12 protein-coding genes and 1 tRNA gene are annotated in these 19,301 nt (G+C 69.3%); 2 read left to right on the top strand and 11 right to left on the bottom strand.

Features of this window, described 5'->3' with window-relative positions; genetic code table 11:
• Positions 1–50: 50 nt before the first annotated feature.
• Complete coding sequence (locus tag AC3ETA_RS45540) at positions 51–815, top strand: SDR family NAD(P)-dependent oxidoreductase (RefSeq protein WP_432198772.1); 765 nt, start codon at positions 51–53, stop codon at positions 813–815.
• Here the strand turns inward: AC3ETA_RS45540 and AC3ETA_RS45535 are convergent.
• The 9 genes from AC3ETA_RS45535 to AC3ETA_RS45495 all read right to left on the bottom strand — a co-directional run bounded on the left by AC3ETA_RS45535 (position 763) and on the right by AC3ETA_RS45495 (position 15,198).
• Entirely contained in the window at positions 763–1,062 is a 300-nt protein-coding gene (locus AC3ETA_RS45535) for a hypothetical protein (RefSeq protein WP_432198771.1), read from the bottom strand. The two genes, AC3ETA_RS45540 and AC3ETA_RS45535, sit on opposite strands and share 53 nt — an antisense overlap.
• Before the next feature lie 313 nt (positions 1,063–1,375).
• Positions 1,376–1,756: a helix-turn-helix domain-containing protein gene (locus tag AC3ETA_RS45530; RefSeq protein WP_030046881.1), complete on the bottom strand. Its 381-nt coding sequence runs from the start codon at positions 1,754–1,756 to the stop codon at positions 1,376–1,378.
• Positions 1,757–1,865: 109 nt separating this feature from the next.
• On the bottom strand, positions 1,866–2,411 hold the full coding sequence (locus AC3ETA_RS45525; RefSeq protein ID WP_432198770.1) for a CinA family protein: 546 nt from the start codon (positions 2,409–2,411) through the stop codon (positions 1,866–1,868).
• Positions 2,408–3,199, bottom strand: a complete 792-nt coding sequence (gene pgsA, locus AC3ETA_RS45520; protein ID WP_432198769.1) for a CDP-diacylglycerol--glycerol-3-phosphate 3-phosphatidyltransferase — start codon at positions 3,197–3,199, stop codon at positions 2,408–2,410. Before pgsA ends, AC3ETA_RS45525 begins: the two co-directional genes overlap by 4 nt.
• Complete coding sequence (rimO, locus tag AC3ETA_RS45515) at positions 3,196–4,677, bottom strand: 30S ribosomal protein S12 methylthiotransferase RimO (protein ID WP_432198768.1); 1,482 nt, start codon at positions 4,675–4,677, stop codon at positions 3,196–3,198. The genes pgsA and rimO overlap by 4 nt, the downstream gene beginning before the upstream one ends.
• Positions 4,678–4,771: 94 nt before the next feature.
• Positions 4,772–5,608, bottom strand: a complete 837-nt coding sequence (locus AC3ETA_RS45510; protein WP_432198767.1) for a helix-turn-helix domain-containing protein — start codon at positions 5,606–5,608, stop codon at positions 4,772–4,774.
• 281 nt (positions 5,609–5,889) lie between these two features.
• Positions 5,890–8,628: a DNA translocase FtsK gene (locus AC3ETA_RS45505; protein WP_432198766.1), complete on the bottom strand. Its 2,739-nt coding sequence runs from the start codon at positions 8,626–8,628 to the stop codon at positions 5,890–5,892.
• A 161-nt stretch (positions 8,629–8,789) separates the two neighbouring features.
• Positions 8,790–9,473 (bottom strand): response regulator, encoded by a 684-nt coding sequence (locus AC3ETA_RS45500; protein ID WP_030949665.1) that lies wholly within the window; start codon positions 9,471–9,473, stop codon positions 8,790–8,792.
• A gap of 244 nt (positions 9,474–9,717) precedes the next feature.
• Positions 9,718–15,198 carry a HAMP domain-containing protein gene (locus tag AC3ETA_RS45495; RefSeq protein WP_432198765.1) on the bottom strand — a complete coding sequence of 1,827 codons (5,481 nt, stop codon included), beginning with the start codon at positions 15,196–15,198 and terminating at the stop codon, positions 9,718–9,720.
• Positions 15,199–15,578: 380 nt separating this feature from the next.
• Here AC3ETA_RS45495 and AC3ETA_RS45490 point away from each other — a divergent pair, with 380 nt between their 5' ends.
• Positions 15,579–18,323 carry a SpoIIE family protein phosphatase gene (locus AC3ETA_RS45490; protein WP_432198764.1) on the top strand — a complete coding sequence of 915 codons (2,745 nt, stop codon included), beginning with the start codon at positions 15,579–15,581 and terminating at the stop codon, positions 18,321–18,323.
• 58 nt (positions 18,324–18,381) lie between these two features.
• On the opposite strand, the gene AC3ETA_RS45485 is transcribed toward AC3ETA_RS45490, so the two are convergent.
• Together AC3ETA_RS45485 and AC3ETA_RS45480 are read right to left on the bottom strand one after the other, a co-directional pair.
• A tRNA-Thr gene (locus AC3ETA_RS45485) sits at positions 18,382–18,457 on the bottom strand.
• 76 nt (positions 18,458–18,533) lie between these two features.
• Entirely contained in the window at positions 18,534–19,196 is a 663-nt protein-coding gene (locus AC3ETA_RS45480) for a DegT/DnrJ/EryC1/StrS family aminotransferase (protein WP_432198778.1), read from the bottom strand.
• Between the last annotated feature and the right edge of the window lie 105 nt (positions 19,197–19,301).

Raw genomic sequence — 19,301 nt, 5'->3', positions numbered from 1 at the left:
CACCGTACGACCAATTGACGATCCGTCAGATACACTCGTACCGTCCCTCCATGGCCGTAAAGGCGTACGACCTCACCGGACGCACCGCATTCGTCACCGGCGCCGCCAGCGGCATCGGCCGCGCGTCGGCCGTGCTGCTCGCCCAGGCCGGCGCGGCCGTGCACTGCGCCGACCGCGACGCGCAGGGCCTGCACGACACGGCGACCCTGATCAAGTCCGACGGCGGCACCGCCCACGTCCACCACCTCGACGTCACCGACCGCGCCCAGCTCGGCCAGGCCGTCGCCGTCTGCGAGCGGCTGGACGTCATGGCGGCGGTCGCCGGGATCATGCACAGCAGCCCGGTCCTGGAGACCCGCGACGAGGACCTCGACCGGGTGCTGAGCGTCAACTTCAAGGGTGTGCTGTACGCCTGCCAGGAGGCGGCCCGCGCGATGCTCGCCCAGGGCGTCCGGGGCAGCATCGTCACCATGGCCTCGGGCGCCGTGGACACCGGCGGCCCCGGCCTGCTCTGCTACGGCGCGGCCAAGGCGGCCGTCGTGCAGCTCACCAAGACGCTGGCGACCGAGATGGGACCGCACGGAATCCGCGTCAACGCCGTCGCGCCGGGCTGGATCCGCACTCCCATGACCGACCGCCACGACACCGCGGCGCAGACTCACACAGAGACCGTCATGGCCCGGATGTCGCCGCTGCGCCGGGTCGGTGAGGCGGAGGACGTCGCCCACGCGGTGCTGCACCTGGCGTCCGACGCGTCGTCCTTCACCACGGGCCAGATCCTGCGTCCGAACGGTGGTGTGGTGATGCCGTGGTAGCCGCCGCGGTGACCCGCCCCGTCCGCCCGGCCCGCCAGGCCCGCGCCCACCGCCGGGGATCGACGGCGCCCACGGCCCGCGCCTTCGGCACACAGTGCACCGGCAACAGGCTCAGCCCCCATCCCCCGGCGGCGACGCCCGCTTCCAACACCCCCGCGTCCGGTGCCAGCGCGAGCCGCAGCACGGCCCACCACCACAGCGCCCCGAACCCGAGAGCCGCCCCCCAGCGGACTATCGGCCGTGCCATCCGCTCACCTCCAGCCCGAGGCTAGGCCGCCCGCACACCGGCCGGGAGGGCGCAGCAACGGCACACAGTGACGGCGCAGGCCAACGCCTTCACGCCGCGCCGGGCGCCATCACACCCTCCACCATGACCGCGCGATCACACGCCGGCAAACAGACCCGACGGCGACGACAGGGCCACCGGCCCCGCCGAAGACACCGACCCCGGACAGCACGAAACCCCGGCCGCTCTCCCCCAGGTCTCCCTGGAAAAGCCCCGACCGGGGTCTCACACAACTCCTCAGCGCATGGTCAGCCCATGCGCACCGGCGTCACCGTCACGCGGCGACCACGTCCACCGCCTCGGAAGGCGCCTTGATGGTCACCCGTTCCGGTGGCACACCGGTCACCGACACGGAACCCAGCATCGGACGGACCGACGCGGGTACAGGCTCGCTGGGTGTGGCCGCAGCAGACTGGGCCAGCTCGGCGAGGGCGAGCTCGTCGCTCACTTCCCGCATGAGCTCGGACATCCGTACGTCCAGCGCGTCGCAAATCGCGGCGAGCAGCTCGGAGGAAGCCTCCTTCTGCCCCCGCTCCACCTCGGAGAGATAGCCGAGTGAGACTCGGGCGGACGAGGAGACTTCGCGCAGAGTACGGCCCTGGCGCTGGCGCTGCCGACGCAGCACGTCACCAAGCAGGCGACGGAGCAGAATCATCGGTGGCTCCCTCCTCGGACCGCGTAGCCGCATCCTTCACGCCCCACCGTACCGCCTTGCGCCGCGGCCGTGCGGGGAGCGATGTCGTGTTCACTCAGGGCTGCAAACATCAAAACCCCCCGTTCCGTTCCGTATCCTGTGCCCGCTCATTCCCACTGTGTTCGCCCGCAAGCTCCTTCAGGAGCAGTGCGAGTACGCTCCGTACACTCTCCATACGAATTTCCTCGCGGCCGCCGTTCAACCGCAGGGCCTCCACTTTTCCGCCACCGGCAGAACCGGAACCAGGACCGATCGGGCCGTCCAGGGCGACGAAAACGGTCCCCACGGGGTGTCCGTCCTGCATGTCGGGCCCCGCCACACCGGTCGTCGCGATGCCCCAGTCGGCACCCAGCGCCTTCCGTACGCCGGCCGCCATCTGGGCCGCGACCTGCGGATTCACCGCACCGTGCTGCTCCAGCAGGGTGGCGTCGACGCCGAGGAGCCGGTGCTTCAGCTCGGTGGCATACGCGGTCACCGACCCCCGGAAGACCTTTGATGCCCCGGGGACGGCTGTGATGTCCGCCGCAACCAGCCCGCCCGTCAGCGACTCCGCCACAGCGAGCGTCTCACCGCTCACTTTGAGTAGTCGCACCACGTCGGTGGCCCGGGAACTCACGCTTCCGTCTCCTCCAACGCGGCCTTGCGCTCGGCGATTCCCTGCCTGCGCAGCACAATGGCTTGTCTCACATAGTCGAGCCCCGTCAGCACGGTCAGGACGACCGCCGCGGCCATCACCCACCACCGCAGGGTGGCCAGCCACCCCGTCAGCGCCAGGATGTACATCCCGACGGCCACGCCCTGGGTGAGCGTCTTGAGCTTGCCGCCCCGGCTCGCCGGGATCACGCCGTACCGGATGACCAGGAAACGCAGGAGCGTGATCCCGAGTTCCCGGCCGAGGATGACGGCCGTCACCCACCACGGCAGATCGCCCAGCGCCGACAGACAGATCAGCGCCGCCCCCATGATCGCCTTGTCGGCGATGGGGTCGGCGATCTTCCCGAAGTCGGTGACGAGGTTGTACGTACGCGCCAGATGACCGTCGAACAGGTCCGTGATCATGGCGATGGCGAAGGCCGCCCAGGCCAGAGAGCGCCACGCCGGGTCGTACCCGCCGTCGGCCAGCATCAGGGCGACGAACGCGGGCACCAGGACGAGCCGGAGCATGGTCAGGAGGTTGGCGATGTTCCAGACACTGGCCTGGTTGACCGCCGCGGCCGCGATCTTCCCGCCGCGCGGCGATTTCACCCCGCCCTGGGCATCGGTATCGGCGCCGCCCGCCGTCGAACCGCCCGCCTTCGGGCCGACGCCCTTGGCCGAGCCGGCCTTGGACGAGCCCACCGCACTCGCCTTGCCCGCCGCACCCGCCTGGGAGCCTCCCGCGGCGGACGCCGGAACTCCGGTCATCTGTCCGCCTCCTCACTACACGCGAGCGAGCCCAGCAGCGGCTCGGCCACCAGGTCGACACCTTCGGTGCCGACCACCTTCGCCTCGACCATACGGCCGACGCTCAGCCCCGCGCCGCTCGTGAGCAGCACCTGGCCGTCCGTCTCGGGCGCCTGGTGGGCCCCGCGGCCGTACGCGCCCTCCGCCGCGTCGTCGTCGCCCAGCGACTCGACGAGCACGTGCACGGTCTCCCCGACACGCTCCTCGGACCGCTGCGAGACGAGTTCCTCGGCCAGCCGGGACACACGGGCCAGCCGCTCGGCGACGACGTCCTCGTCGAGCTTGTCGTCGTACGTCGCGGCCTCGGTGCCGTCCTCGTCGGAGTAGCCGAAGACGCCGATGGCGTCCAGCCGCGCATGGTTCAGGAAACGCTCCAGCTCGGCCAGGTCGGCCTCGGTCTCGCCGGGGAAGCCGACGATGAAGTTGGAGCGCACACCGGCCTGCGGGGCCCTGCCGCGGATGGTGTCGAGCAGCTCCAGGAACCGGTCGGTGTCGCCGAAGCGGCGCATCGCGCGCAGCACGTCCGGAGCGGAGTGCTGGAAGGACAGGTCGAAGTACGGGGCGACCTTCGGCGTGGAGGTCAGCACGTCGATCAGCCCGGGCCGCATCTCGGCCGGCTGGAGGTAGCTGACGCGGACGCGCTCGATGCCGTCGACCTCGGCGAGCTCCGGCAGGAGGGACTCCAGCAGGCGGATGTCGCCCAGGTCCTTGCCGTAGGAGGTGTTGTTCTCGGAGACCAGCATGATCTCCTTCACGCCCTGTTCGGCCAGCCACCGCGTCTCGTTCAGCACATCGCTGGGCCGGCGCGAGATGAAGGAGCCCCGGAAGGAGGGGATGGCGCAGAAGGAGCAGCGCCGGTCGCAGCCGGAGGCGAGCTTCACCGAGGCGACCGGGGAGCCGTCGAGGCGGCGGCGCAGCGGCGAGCGCGGGCCGGAGGCCGGAGCGAGCCCTTCCGGAAGGTCGGCGGGGGCGTGCCCGGGGAGCGCGACGTCGGCCGCGGACTCCTGCCGCTCGGCAGGGCTGATCGGCAGCAGCTTGCGCCGGTCGCGCGGGGTGTGCGCGGCGTGGATGCCGCCGGACAGGATGGTCTGGAGGCGGTCCGAGATGTCCGCGTAGTCGTCGAAGCCGAGCACTCCGTCGGCCTCGGGGAGGGCCTCGGCGAGATCCTTGCCGTACCGCTCGGCCATGCAGCCCACCGCCACGACGGCCTGGGTTCTTCCATGGTCCTTGAGGTCGTTGGCCTCCAGGAGGGCGTCGACGGAGTCCTTCTTGGCGGCGTCGACGAAGCCGCAGGTGTTGACGACCGCGACGTCCGCGTCCGCGGCGTCCTCCACGAGGTCCCAGCCGTCCGCCTCCAAGCGGCCTGCGAGCTCCTCCGAGTCCACCTCGTTACGGGCGCAGCCAAGAGTGACGAGTGCGACGGTACGGCGTTCAGGCATGGGCTCAAGACTACTTTGTCTCACTGACAGCCCACGTCGACGGGGTTGGCCGATCTTGGCCAACCCCGTCCTCAGCTCGGCCGTTCAGCCGGACTTATCCGGCCTGCGGGTCGCCCTTGGTGTACGTGAGGCGCTCCACGGCGCCCGGCTGCCAGTCGTCGTCGATCTTCTTGCCGTTGACGTACAGGTCGATCGCACCCGCGTCACCGAGGACGAGGTTGATCTTCTCGCTGTCCTGGAAGGTCTTCGAGTCGCCCTTGTTGAGCAGGTCGTCGAAGAGCAGTCGACCGTTGTGGTCCTTGACCCCGACCCAGCTCCTGCCGTCGACGGCGCTCACCTTGACGGTCACCTTGTCCTGCGGGACGGCCGCGATGGCGCTGTCCGAGGGCTCCGGGTCGGGATCCTTGGGCTTGTCGGTCTTCGGGGTGGGCGTGATCTTGTCGGACGTCGGCGTCGAGCCGCCCTCGGCGACGGCGGACTTGCCACCGTCGTCGTCGCCCTTGAAGGCGGTGAATCCGACGAACCCGACCACCGCGACGATCGCGGCGACCATGGCCGCGGTCCAGTTCGGCCCGCGCCGCTCGGGACGGATGCGCTCCGCCTCGAACAGGGGGGCGGCGGGGGTCGGCGCCGGCCGCCCGCCGTGGGAGTCGTCGTACTGGGCGAGCAGCGGGGCCGGATCGAGGTGGACGGCCTTCGCCAGGGTTCGGATGTGGCCACGGGCGTACACGTCGCCGCCGCAGGGGGCGAAGTTGTCCGCCTCGATGGCCTGCACGATGGCGATGCGGACCCTGGTGGCGTTGGTGACGTCGTCGACGGTCAGCCCGGCATCGAGGCGCGCCTGCCTCAGGGCACGGCCGATCGAGGGGCGGGCTTCCTCGGATACGTCTTCGAACGGACGCTCGTCTTCAGGGGAGTTGCCGATGGACACGGGGGCGCCTTTCGAGCGTTTAAGCCACCTGTGCTGGAGGTTCAGTCTAGGGGGGTAACGAAAGGGTGGGGCAACCGGGCGGTAGGACTTTGTACGCCATCGGTATGGCCGGTCAGACCGATGGTGGGGCACGAGTTTGTCGCTTCCCTCAACTTGACGTACGCCGAAGGGGAACGGTTGCTCAATGATCCCTTACGGGTGAGTCACGATCGGGCATCGGCTCCTCACCCACCCATCCGCGAGGCGACCACTTCACTCCCGTATTCCGCGTAGCGCTCGCTTTATGCCTCCCCGCGGATCACGGCGAGCACTCCGTCCAGCTCATCAGCTTTCACCAGAACGTCACGAGCCTTGGATCCCTCGCTCGGGCCCACGATCCCGCGGGACTCCATGAGGTCCATCAGCCGCCCTGCCTTGGCGAAGCCGACCCGCAGCTTGCGCTGGAGCATGGACGTCGAACCGAACTGCGTGGAGACCACCAGCTCCGCCGCCTGGCACAGCAGGTCGAGGTCGTCGCCGATCTCCTCGTCGATCTCCTTCTTCTGCTTCGTCCCGACGGTGACGTCGTCCCGGAAGACGGGCGCCATCTGGTCCTTGCAGTGCTGGACTACGACCGCGACCTCTTCCTCGGTCACGAACGCGCCCTGCATACGCGTGGGCTTGTTGGCTCCCATCGGCAGGAACAGCCCGTCGCCCTTGCCGATCAGCTTCTCGGCGCCGGGCTGGTCGAGGATGACCCGGGAGTCGGCGAGCGAGGAAGTGGCGAAGGCGAGCCGCGAGGGCACATTCGCCTTGATCAGACCGGTGACGACATCCACGGAGGGCCGCTGCGTGGCGAGCACCAGGTGGATGCCGGCCGCACGCGCGAGCTGCGTGATGCGGACGATCGCGTCCTCGACGTCGCGCGGCGCGACCATCATCAGGTCGGCGAGCTCGTCGACGATCACCAGCAGGTACGGGTACGGCTGGAGCTCGCGCTCACTGCCCTCCGGCGGCTTCACCTTGCCGTTGCGCACGGCTTCGTTGAAGTCGTCGATGTGCCGGTATCCGTAAGCCGCCAGGTCGTCGTAGCGGAGGTCCATCTCCCGTACGACCCACTGGAGCGCCTCCGCGGCCCGCTTCGGGTTGGTGATGATCGGCGTGATCAGGTGCGGGATGCCCTCGTAGGCGGTCAGCTCGACGCGCTTGGGGTCGACGAGCACCATGCGGACGTCCTCCGGGGTCGCCCGCATCATGATCGAAGTGATCAAGCAGTTAATGCACGACGACTTACCGGAACCGGTCGCACCGGCGACCAGCACATGCGGCATCTTCGCGATGTTCGCCATCACGTAGCCGCCCTCGACGTCCTTGCCGAGCGCGACCAGCATCGGGTGGTCGTCCTCGGCGGCGGCCGCGAGGCGCAGCACGTCACCGAGGTTGACCATCTCGCGGTCGGTGTTGGGAATCTCGATGCCGACCGCGGACTTGCCGGGGATCGGGCTGATGATCCGCACGTCCGGGCTGGCGACCGCGTATGCGATGTTCTTCGTCAGCGCGGTGATCCGCTCGACCTTCACGGCGGGCCCGAGCTCGACCTCGTAGCGCGTGACCGTCGGCCCGCGCGTGAAGCCGGTGACGCGGGCGTCGACCTTGAACTCAGAGAAGACGGTGGTGAGCGAGTCGACGATGGCGTCGTTGGCGGCGCTGCGGGACTTGCCGGGACCGCCGCGCTCGAGGAGGTCCAGCGACGGCAGGGAGTAGGTGACGTCCCCGGAAAGCTGAAGCTGTTCGGCGCGCGGCGGCAGGTCGCGCATCTCGTCGGGCGCGGCCTTGGTGAGGTCCGGCACCCCGGACTTCACCGGGTCCGGGACCTCGGCCTTCGGGAGCTTCTCCTGCTTGGGGCGCGCGGCCGGGACGGGCGTCGGCACCGGGGTGGTCTCCGCGCGGTCGCCCACACTGACGCCCTGGGTGAGGTCGGCGACGATCGGCGACGGCGGCATCCCGTGCAGCACGGCGCCGTCGAGCGCGGCGGCGGCCGCCGCCGCGACGTCCACAGCGTCCATGGGACGGTCCATCTCGGGCTGCGGCACCGCGGAGCGCCTCGGCCGCCCCCGACGCCGAGAGAGAGCCTCCTGCTCGGCGCCGTCGGGGTCGTACGCCGCGGGCGCCGGCGCCCGCTTGCGCCCCCGCGCCGCCGGCAACGCCTCGCGCCACTGGTCGTCGTAGCGTTCGTCGTCGTCGGTGTACTCGTCGTCCTCTTCGGGGTCCGGCAGGATGCCGAGCTTGATGCCCAACTGCCGCAGCCGCTGCGGGATGGCGTTGACGGGCGTGGCGGTGACCACCAGCAGCCCGAAGATCGTCAGCAGGACCAGCAGCGGTACGGCGAGGACGTCGCCCATGGTGTGCGTCAGCGGGGTCGCCGCGCCCCAGCCGATCAGCCCGCCCGCGTCCCTTATAGCCGACATGCCGTCGCTGCGGGCGGGCGAGCCGACCGCGATGTGGACCTGGCCGAGCACGCCGATGACGAGCGCGGACAGGCCGATGACGATGCGGCCGTTGGCCTCGGGCTTCTCGGGGTGCCGGATGAACCGCACACCGATGACCGCGAGCAGTATCGGCACGAGCAGGTCGAGCCGGCCGAAGGCGCCGGTCACGATGATCTCGACGAGGTCGCCGACGGGACCGCGCAGATTCGACCAGGTGCCGGCGGCGACGATCAGCGCGAGGCCGAGCAGCAGCAACGCGACACCGTCCTTGCGATGGGCGGGGTCGAGGTTCTTCGCGCCCTGCCCTATGCCGCGGAAAACGGCGCCGACCGCGTGCGCGAGCCCGAGCCAGACGGCGCGCACGAGCCGGTACACGCCCCCGGTGGGGTTGGGCGCGGGCTTCGGCGGCGCGGCTTTCTTGGCCGCGGCCTTCTTCGCCGGCGCCTTCTTCGCGGGGGCTTTCTTGGCGGCGGCCTTCTTCGCCGGAGCCTTCGCGGAAGCGGCCGCCTTCTTCGCGGGCGGCTTCTTGGCTGCGGAGGAACGTGAGGCCATGGGTGTGAGGTTACCGGTGGAGAAGACAGTGGACACGTGTGCCCACTGCTTCACCCGTTCGTGTCGCCCTTGTGAGGGCGACGAACTGACGCCGGTTCACGGACCCGTCACGCACAGGACGATCGGGCGCCGCACGCCCGCCAACCGGAGCCGACGCGGGGTCAGTTCTGCGACGGCACCGACGAGGTGCTCCCGGTGCCCGGCTCCAGCGCGTCCAGCGCCCGCCGCAGCCCGGTGAGTTTGCGTTCGAGATGAGCCGCCGTCGCCACCGCGGCGGCGTCCGCGGACTCGTCGTCCAGCTGCTTGGACAGCGCCTCGGCCTGCTCCTCGACCGCTGCGAGCCGGGCCGACAGCTCGGCCAGCAGCCCCGCCGGCTCCTTGGAATCGGCGCCCGCGGCCTTGCCGCCACCGCCCTCCAACTGGAGCCGCAGCAGCGCCGCCTGCTCCCGGAGCTGGCAGTTCTTCATGTACAGCTCGACGAACACGGAGACCTTCGCCCGCAGCACCCACGGGTCGAACGGCTTGGAGATGTAGTCCACCGCGCCTGCCGCGTAGCCGCGGAAGGTGTGATGCGGGCCGTGGTTGATCGCGGTGAGGAAGATGATCGGGATGTCCCTGGTCCGTTCCCGCCGCTTGATGTGCGCGGCGGTTTCGAAACCGTCCATTCCCGGCATCTGGACATCCAGCAGAATGACCGCGAAATCGTCCGTCAGAAGTGCCTTGAGCGCTTCCTCCCCGGACGATGCCCGCACCAGGGTCTGATCGAGCGCAGAGAGGATCGCCTCCAGCGCAAGCAGATTCTCCGGCCGGTCATCGACCAGGAGGATCTTGGCCTTCTGCACCATGGCCCGCCCTCCTCGCCCCGGCAGTGCACCGGGCTCCGCCCCAGGGGACGACTCCCTTACGCCGCCCGCCCTCGTGCCGGTCATGGTAGCCGCACCCCGCCTGTCGCCACACCCTGTCACCGCGATGTCACTGTGCACGTAGCAGAAACGCAGCAGGAGACCAGAAGGTTCCCCGAATCCCGCACTTCTACACGACCTCGACCACACTGAGTCAGCAACTCCGTGTGAACACTTTCGGCTCTCGTCACTGCTCCCTCATCCACTGGTCCATCACCGCCAGGAGATGATCGGGATCGACCGGCTTGGTCACATAGTCGGAAGCGCCCGACTCGATCGCCTTCTCCCGGTCGCCCTTCATCGCCTTCGCGGTCAGCGCGATGATCGGCAGCCCGGCGAACTGCGGCATCCTGCGGATCGCCGTGGTCGTCGCGTATCCGTCCATCTCCGGCATCATGATGTCCATCAGGACGACCGCCACGTCGTCGTGCTGCTCCAGGACCTCGATGCCCTCACGGCCGTTCTCGGCGTACAGCACCGACAGGCCGTGCTGCTCCAGGACGCTGGTCAGCGCGAACACGTTACGGATGTCGTCGTCGACGATGAGCACCTTCTCACCGCCGAACCGGATCCCACGGCGCGACTTCGGAGCCGTTTCGTGCCGCTCCGGCGCCGACCACTGCTCCTGCTGCGCCGGACCCCGCTCCAGCTCGTGCGCGGCCCTGCGACGGCGCCTGAAGAGCGCGGCGGCGCCGTTCTGGGTCTCGCGGTACGACCGCACCTCCGCCGGCGTCTCGATCTCCACCTCGGCAAGCTCCGCCAGATCGGCCGCCGACGCCACCAGGGCGCCCGCGTCGAGGGCCGGCAGCTGCTGCTGATAGCCCTGCGGGGGCAGTTCGCTGGGGTGCAGCGGCAGGTACAGCGTGAACGTCGAGCCGCGCCCCGGTTCGCTCTGCGCGTGGATCTCGCCGCCCAGCAGCTGCGCGATCTCCCGCGAGATGGACAGCCCCAGCCCCGTACCGCCGTACTTGCGGCTGGTCGTGCCGTCCGCCTGCTTGAACGCCTCGAAGATCACCCGCATCTTGCTGGCCGCGATCCCGATGCCGGTGTCCGTCACGGAGAAAGCGATCAGCGGCGCGTCCACCTCGGTCAGCGAACCGGCCTCCAGCAGCTGCTCCCGGATCACCTGCGGCACGTCCATCCCGGCGGGCCGGATGACCAGCTCGACCGAGCCGGAGTCGGTGAACTTCACCGCGTTCGACAACAGGTTCCGCAACACCTGGAGCAGCCGCTGCTCGTCGGTGTGCAGCGTGGCCGGCAACTCCGGGGAGACCCGTACGGACAGGTCCAGGCCCTTCTCCGCGGTCAGCGGCCGGAAGGTGGCCTCCACATAGTCGACGAGCTGCACGAGCGCGATGCGCGTCGGGGACACGTCCATCTTGCCCGCCTCGACCTTCGACAAGTCGAGGATGTCGTTGATCAGCTGAAGCAGGTCGGAGCCGGCACCGTGGATCGTCTCGGCGAACTCGACCTGCTTCGGCGAGAGGTTGCCCTCGGCGTTGTCGGCGAGCAGTTTGGCCAGAATCAGCAGCGAGTTGAGCGGCGTACGCAGCTCGTGCGACATGTTGGCGAGGAACTCGCTCTTGTAGCGCATCGAGACGGCGAGCTGCTCGGCGCGCTCCTCCAGGACCTGCCGGGCCTCCTCGATCTCGGTGTTCTTCACCTCGATGTCACGGTTCTGCTGGGCCAGCAGCTCGGCCTTCTCCTCCAGCTCGGCGTTGGACGCCTGAAGGGCCTTCTGCCGGTTCTCCAACTCGGCCGAGCGCTCACGCAGTTGCTCGGTCAGCTCCTGCGACTGCTTCAGCAGCACCTCGGTCTTGGTGTTGACCGAGATCGTGTTGACGCTGGTCGCGATCATCTCGGCGATCTGGTTCAGGAAGTCCTTCTGGATCTGCGTGAACGGGGTGAAGGAGGCCAGCTCGATGACGCCGAGCACCTTGCCCTCGAACAGCACCGGAAGGACGATCACCTGCGCCGGGGGCGCCTCGCCGAGCCCGGAGGAGATCTTCAGATAGCCGCTGGGCGCGTTCTCCACGAGGATCGTGCGCTTCTCCTCGGCGGCCGTCCCGATGAGCGCTTCACCCGGCCGGAAGGACGTCGGCATGGAACCCATCGAATAGCCGTACGACCCGAGCATCCGCAGCTCGTACGCGTCGTCGTTCTCGGCGGAAAGGTCCTTGCCGTCCAGGAGTGGCATCGCGACGAAGAACGCACCGTGCTGCGCGGTCACCACCGGCGTCAGCTCGCTCATGATCAGCGAGGCCACGTCGGCCAGGTCCCGGCGGCCCTGCATCAGCGCCGAGATCCGCGCGAGGTTGCCCTTGAGCCAGTCCTGCTCCTTGTTGGCGATCGTGGTGTCGCGCAGGTTGGCGATCATCTTGTTGATGTAGTCCTGGAGCTCCTGGATCTCGCCGGACGCGTCGACGTCGATCTTCAGGTTCAGGTCGCCACGGGTCACCGCGGTCGCCACGCGCGCGATGGCACGCACCTGCCGAGTAAGGTTCCCTGCCATTTCGTTCACGGACTCGGTGAGGTCGCGCCAGGTTCCGTCGACGTCACGCACGCGTGCCTGCCCGCCGAGCTGTCCTTCGGTGCCCACCTCGCGGGCGACTCGGGTGACCTCCTCGGCGAACGACGACAGCTGGTCGACCATCGTGTTGATCGTCGTCTTCAGCTCGAGGATCTCGCCGCGGGCGTCGATGTCGATCTTCTTGGTCAGGTCGCCCTTGGCGATGGCGGTGGTGACCATGGCGATGTTGCGCACCTGGCCGGTCAGGTTGGACGCCATGCCGTTCACCGAATCGGTGAGGTCCTTCCACGTGCCCGCCACACCCGGCACGTGCGCCTGACCGCCGAGGATGCCGTCCGTGCCCACCTCACGGGCCACCTTGGTGACCTGGTCGGCGAACGAACTCAGCGTCTTCACCATGGTGTTGAAGGTGTCGGCGAGCTGCTGGACCTCGCCACGCGCCTCGATCGTCACCGTCCGCGTCAGGTCACCGTTGGCGACGGCCGCCGCGACCTGGGAGATGTTCCGCACCTGCATGGTCAGGTTCTTGGCCATCAGGTTCACGTTGCCGCTGAGGTCCTTCCAGATGCCCGTGACACCCGGAACATGAGCCTGGCCACCCAGGATGCCCTCGGTGCCCACCTCACGGGCCACCCGGGTCACCTGCTCGGCGAAGCTGGACAGCTGGTCGACCATCGTGTTGACGGTCGTCACGAGTTCGAGGATCTCGCCCTTGGCGTCGACGGTGATCTTCTTCGACAGGTCACCCTTGGCGACCGCGGTCGTGACCTCGGCGATCTGGCGCACCTGAATGGTCAGGTTGTTCGCCATGAAGTTCACGGACTGGGTGAGGTCCTTCCAGGTACCGGAGACGCCCTGCACCTCGGCCTGACCGCCGAGCTGGCCCTCCGTACCCACCTCACGGGCGACCCTGGTGACCTCCTCCGCGAACGACGACAGCTGGTCCACCATCGTGTTCAGCGTGTTCTTGAGCTCCAGGATCTCGCCGCGCGCGTCCACGGTGATCTTCTGCGACAGATCACCCCGGGCCACCGCGGTGGCGACCTGGGCGATATTGCGCACCTGGGCGGTGAGGTTTCCTGCCATTCCGTTCACGGAGTCGGTCAGGTCCCGCCACACGCCGGCCACACCGGGCACCTGCGCCTGACCGCCCAGCCGGCCCTCGGTACCCACCTCACGGGCCACCCGGGTCACCTGGTCGGCGAAGCCGGAGAGCTGGTCCACCATCGTGTTGATGGTGTTCTTCAGCTCCAGGATCTCGCCGCGCGCGTCGACGTCGATCTTCTGCGACAGGTCACCCCGGGCCACCGCAGTGGTGACCTGCGCGATGTTGCGCACCTGGGCGGTGAGGTTTCCTGCCATTCCGTTGACGGAGTCGGTCAGCTCCTTCCACGTACCGGCGACCCCCGGTACGACCGCCTGACCGCCCAGCCGGCCCTCGGTACCCACGTCCCGGGCCATCCGCGTGACCTGGTCGGCGAAGGACGACAGCTGGTCCACCATCGTGTTCACGGTGTTCTTCAGCTGGAGCATCTCGCCGGACACGTCCACGGTGACCTTCTGCGACAGATCACCGTTGGCCACGGCCGTCGTCACCTGGGCAATGTTCCTCACCTGGCCGGTGAGATTCCGGAACGCGGTGTTGACGGAGTCCGTCAGGTCCTTCCACGTCCCGGCCGCCCCGGGCACCTGCGCCTGACCGCCCAGCTCACCCTCGACACCGACCTCACGCGCGACCCGCGTGACCTCGGCACCGAACGCCGACAGCTGGTCGACCATGCCGTTGACGGTGTTCTTCAGCTCCAGCATCTCGCCGGCCACGTCGACCGTGACCTTCTGCGACAGATCACCGCTGGCCACGGCCGTCGTCACGGCGGCGATGTCCCGCACCTGAATGGTCAGGTTCCGGAAGACCGTGTTGACGGAGTCCGTCAGGTCCTTCCACGTGCCCGCCGCGCCCGGCACGTTCGCCTGACCGCCCAGCCGCCCCTCGGCGCCGACCTCGTTGGCCACGCGTGTGACCTCGTCCGCGAAGATCCGCAGCGTCTCGGTCATCTGATTGATCGTGTCCGCGAGCTGGGCGACCTCGCCCCGCGCCGACACGGTCACCTTCTGCGACAGGTCACCGTTGGCGACCGCCGTCGTCACCTGCGCGATCCCGCGCACCTGCGCCGTCAGGTTGCCGGCCATCAGGTTCACCGAATCGGTGAGGTCCTTCCAGACGCCGGCCACACCCGGCACCTGCGCCTGCCCGCCGAGCTCGCCCTCGGTGCCCACCTCGCGCGCGACTCGCGTCACCTCGGAGGAGAACGACGACAACTGGTCCACCATCGTGTTGACGGTGTTCTTGAGCTCCAGCATCTCGCCGGCCACGTGCACCGTGACCTTGCGGGACAGATCACCCTTGGCGACCGCCGTGGTCACCAGCGCGATGTCCCTGACCTGCGCCGTCAGCCGGTACGCCATCGTGTTGACGGAGTCCGTGAGGTCCTTCCACGAACCGGACATCCCACGCACGCGTGCCTGCCCGCCGAGCTTGCCCTCGGTACCGACCTCACTGGCCACGCGCGTGACCTCGTCGGTGAACGTCGAAAGCTGATCGACAAGGTTGTTAACAGTCCGCCCGACCTTGAGGAACTCGCCCCGCAGCGGATGCCCGGTCCCGTCCGACCCCTGCGTACGCAACTCCATGCGCGGCGACAGATCGCCCTCGGCCACCGCGGTCAGCACCCGGCCGACCTCGGAGACGGGCCGTACGAGGTCGTCGACCAGCGAATTGGAGTTGTCGATCGCGGCGCCCCAGGAACCCTCGCAGGCGCCCGTCTCCAGCCGCTCGGTGAGCTTGCCCTCGCGGCCGACCATGCGACGCACGCGCGCCAGCTCACCCGTGAGGTGGAGATTTCGGTCCGCCACCTCGTTGAAGACGGCGGCGATCTCCGACATCACGCCGTCCCCGGACACCGTGAGCCGCTTGCGGAAGTTCCCGTCGCGCATCGCCACGAGAGCCGTCAGCAGCCGGTTCAGGGCAGCCGTGTCCACCGCAGTGGTGCCGCCGCCACGCGACTTGCGCTCGTTCTTCAGGGACTGTCCGCCTTTCGCGCGCGTCTTAGTGCCCCGCGTCGCTGCGCCAGACTCCACTGTGTCCCTCCCGCAGGGGTCGACCGTTACTGCTGTGCTCAGGTTGCTACTGCTCCGCGTACCCATTACTGCTGGGTATTCCTGCCGGATATACCAGGCCACACCCTCGTGCTGCTGCCCGCGGTACGCGAATCACACTCAGCCTGCCCGGACCTTCACAAGAAGCTTGCCCAGTGTTTCACCCTGCCTGAACCCGGCCATAACAGTTCGGCAGCTTCGCACATCGTCCGCACACCCTCCGGGCGGAAACACTGCGGACCGGCATCCGCATGGACGGCGAAGGTAAGTAACCTTGCATGCGGCTGTCCAGCCGCGCCGGTCCCGTCCGGCCCGGGCGGTGACAGGAGGAGTACGAACGGGCAACGGAGGGGCAGCCGGACATGACCACCGGACTGATCCCGGGGGGACAATCCCCGGACCGGCCGACGGGCGCGCACCTGCCGCACCAGCGGCATGAGCCGGTCGGCCAGGCAGCCCTGCACGTCGACAACCGGACGAGGAGTTCAGTGATCACCGCGCGCGCGGCAGCCAGCTTCGATCCCGTCGGGCGATCGGTCGCGAGCGCCCGCTCCTTCGTCCGCGACACACTGCAGGGCTGGGGTTTCGCCGACATCGTCGACGACGCAGTCGTCCTCACCAGCGAACTGGTGACCAACGCCGTCGTGCACGCCGGCACCTCCGCGGACGTCCTGTGCCTGCGCAGTGAAGAAGGCGTACGGATCGAGGTGGCCGACCGGTATCCGGAGCGCGAGATCCCGCTCCAGGGCTCACCGGTCAACATGGGCAGCCCCGACCGCGAGGGCGGCCGCGGCCTCCAGCTCTGCGCGGCCTTGGCAGGCCGCTGGGGCGTCGAGTACACGCCGACGCACAAGCAGGTCTGGTTCCAACTCGACCTCCCCGAGCGCCCGGTGGGCACCCGCGCGGCCGGACCGTCGCTGCCCTCCGACCTCCTCCCGCTCGCCGACGGCCGCGTCCGCGTCGCGGTGATCCAGATCGACCGCACCGGCTCCATCTCCTCGTGGAACGAGGACGCCGAAGAGCTCTTCGGCTACGCGGCCGAGCAGGTCACCGGCAAGCCCCTCACCGACCTCGCGGCCTGGCCGCACACCCCGGGCACCAGCACCGGCATCGCCGAGGCACTCCAGCTCTCCCGCTGGGAGGGCAGCTACGGCATCCGAGGCGCCAACGGCCGCGTCACCCCCGTGTACGCCTCCCACCTGAGGGTCCGCGACACCGGCGGCGAGCCCTCGACGGTCTGCCTCCTGGTCCGCAACCACGAGCGCGCCGTCCTCCAGACCCCGCTGCGCGTCCCCGCCTCCGACGCCGCCACCGAGGCGACGAGCACCGACCCCTTCGAGGTCTTCATCGGCTCGCCCGCCCCGGACGACCTCGACGGCCTCCTCCAGCGCACGGTGGAACGCGCCCGCGACATGCTCGACGGAGACTCCGCCTTCCTGCTCCTCGCGACCGACGACGAGACGGAACTGGAGGTCCGCGCCTCCACCGGCCTGCCCTCCGCCCGCCAGCGCTTCGCACGCGTACCCGTCGAGGCGGGCCCCGGCCGCTACGGCTCGGCCCGTATGCCGGCGGTCCACGATGACCTCACCATGGTCCCCGGCGCCGTCCCCCTCCTCAGGGGCACCGGCATGCGCTCGGTCGTCACGGTCCCCCTGAAGGTCGAGGGCCGCCTCACCGGCTCCCTCGGCGTCGCGGCAGAGGGCCCGGGCAGATACTCCAACGAAGAGGCGCTGCGCCTCCAGTTCGCCGCCGACCGCATCGCCCTCGCGGTCGAGTCGGCCCGCCTCGGCGAACTCGAACGCCTGCGCCGCGGCTCCCTCAGCTTCCTCGTCGAGGCCTCCGACCTCCTCGCCGGCACCCTGGACCGCGACCAGACCCTCGCCCTGATGGCTCAGATGACGGTCCCGACCCTGGCCACCTGGTGCGCGGTCTACACGATCGCCGACCAGGCCTCGGAGCCGTACCTGTCCTACGTCCTGCACGAGGACGAGGAACTCATCGACGGCATTAAGTCGTTGCTCTCGAAGATCCCCCCGCCGGACCCGGTACCCACCCCCGGCGCCCGCGTCTGGTCGGCCCCGGCCGAATCCGCCCACCAAGCCGCGCTGCGCACCTCCATGCGCAGCCTCGGTCTGGGCGAGCCGGTCGGCCGCATCAGCGCCGGCATCGGGCCCACCCTGGCCACGGCGTCCGCGGTGGGCGGCGAGACGGTCGTCCTGCCCTTGGTCGCCCGCAACCGCGTCATCGGCATGCTCACCCTCGGCAAGCCCACGGACGAGCACTTCCGCCAGGAAATCCTGGAGTTGGCCGAGGACCTCTCCCGAAGGGCCGCCCTGGCCCTCGACAACGCCCGCCTCTACTCCGAGCGCACGGCCATCAGCCAGTCCCTCCAGCGCAGCCTCCTGCCGCCCGAGCTCCCCGAGATCGGCGGCGTCGAGGTCGAAGTCATCTACCGGGCGGCCGGCGAGGGCAACGAGGTCGGCGGCGACTTCTACGACCTCTTCCCCATCAGCGACGGCGCCTACGGCTTCGCCATCGGCGACGTCTGCGGTACGGGCCCGAACGCGGCGGCGGTCACAGGCCTCGCCCGGCACGCCCTGCGCCTCCTCGCCCGCGAGGGCCTCAGCGGCCCGGCGGTCCTGGAGCGCCTGAACTCCGCGATCCTCGACGAGGGCGCCCGCAGCCGCTTCCTGACGCTCCTCTACGGCGAGTTGAGGCCCCAGGAGGACGGCAGCGCCGAGCTGAAGGTGGTCTGCGCCGGCCACCCGCTCCCCCTCCGCCTGCGCCAGGACGGCACGGTCGAACCCGCCGCGGAACCGCAGCCGCTGCTCGGCGTCATGGAGGACCTGGAGCTCTACGAGCAGACGGTCACGCTCGACCCGGGCGACGTCCTGCTCTGCGTCACGGACGGCGTCACCGAACGCCGCGAGGGCAGCCGCATGCTGGGCGACGACGGCCTCACCGACGTCCTCACCACCTGCACCGGCCTCACGGCGGGCGCCGTGGCGGCCCGCATCATGCGCGCGGTCGAACGCTTCGCCTCTGACGCCCCGTCCGACGACATGGCCATCCTCGCGATGCGGGTCCCGGGCATCCACAAGGACTGAGGCGGACAGGAAGAAGGGCATGCGAAAGGCCCCGCCCGAATGGGCGGGGCCTTCTGCGTGGAGCCCCCAAACGGAATCGAACCGTTGACCTTCTCCTTACCATGGAGACGCTCTACCGACTGAGCTATAGGGGCCGACTGCCATTTGCGAAGTTTCCCTCGCGGCAACGAAATAGAGCATACCCTGATCGCGCCGTGCTCCCAAATTCGCTCAGAAAGCGGGCTGAAGCAGTCCTCCGAGCGCATTGCAGGCGGACACGACGCGCTGCATGTCCCGCTTGGTCAGGGAGGCGTCAACCGGCAGAGCCAACGTTTCATCAGCGGCCCGCTCGGTCTCCGGCAGCGACACACACCGCCGGAACTCAGGCAGCCGATGCACAGGCGTCTTCACCGGCACCCGGCACTCAACTCCCCTGGCTCGCACGGCCCGAGCGAAGGCGTCCCGATCCGGCCTCCCGTTCCCGGGAACCCGCACGACGTACTGCTGATAGGTGTGCCCGTCACCGCCATCCGGCGTGCAGACACCCTTGAGCTTGGCATCCAGGTACGAGGCCCGCTGCCTGCGCTGAGCGATCTCGTCGTACGGAGCCTCGGACTCACCCTGCTCCAGCACCAGCAACCCGTGCCGCTGCCCCATCCCGTGCAAACGCGCGGTATCGGCCGACCGGCCGAACCGGTGTACGGCCACAACGGCCGCTGTGCGTTGAGTGACAACAGCCTCGACAGCGACGACGTCCAGGCAGTACGTCACCGGGTCTATGTCGGCGAACACCGGCAGCGCTCCGGCCAGGACCACGGCCTCGGCGACTTCGACGTTCCCGAAGGCCGGTACGACAACCTCATCACCGACACCGACGCCGGCGGCCCTGAGCATTGCAGCAGTACCCATGTGGGTGATGTTGGTTGCGGGACGTGAACGTCAGGTGACGGACAACAAAAAAGGGTTGGTCCCGGAACCGAAGTTCCGGGACCAACCCTA

Source organism: Streptomyces sp. bgisy027 (assembly GCF_057710365.1).
This window is presented reverse-complemented; position numbering and strand designations above follow the sequence as displayed.

Coding starts and splice junctions, on each gene's coding strand:
- AC3ETA_RS45540 (WP_432198772.1), top strand. CDS start 51: ATGGCCGTAAAGGCGTACGACCTCACCGGACGCACCGCATTCGTCACC.
- AC3ETA_RS45535 (WP_432198771.1), bottom strand. CDS start 1,062: ATGGCACGGCCGATAGTCCGCTGGGGGGCGGCTCTCGGGTTCGGGGCG.
- AC3ETA_RS45530 (WP_030046881.1), bottom strand. CDS start 1,756: ATGATTCTGCTCCGTCGCCTGCTTGGTGACGTGCTGCGTCGGCAGCGC.
- pgsA (WP_432198769.1), bottom strand. CDS start 3,199: ATGACCGGAGTTCCGGCGTCCGCCGCGGGAGGCTCCCAGGCGGGTGCG.
- rimO (WP_432198768.1), bottom strand. CDS start 4,677: ATGCCTGAACGCCGTACCGTCGCACTCGTCACTCTTGGCTGCGCCCGT.
- AC3ETA_RS45505 (WP_432198766.1), bottom strand. CDS start 8,628: ATGGCCTCACGTTCCTCCGCAGCCAAGAAGCCGCCCGCGAAGAAGGCG.
- AC3ETA_RS45500 (WP_030949665.1), bottom strand. CDS start 9,473: ATGGTGCAGAAGGCCAAGATCCTCCTGGTCGATGACCGGCCGGAGAAT.
- AC3ETA_RS45490 (WP_432198764.1), top strand. CDS start 15,579: ATGACCACCGGACTGATCCCGGGGGGACAATCCCCGGACCGGCCGACG.
- AC3ETA_RS45480 (WP_432198778.1), bottom strand. CDS start 19,196: ATGCTCAGGGCCGCCGGCGTCGGTGTCGGTGATGAGGTTGTCGTACCG.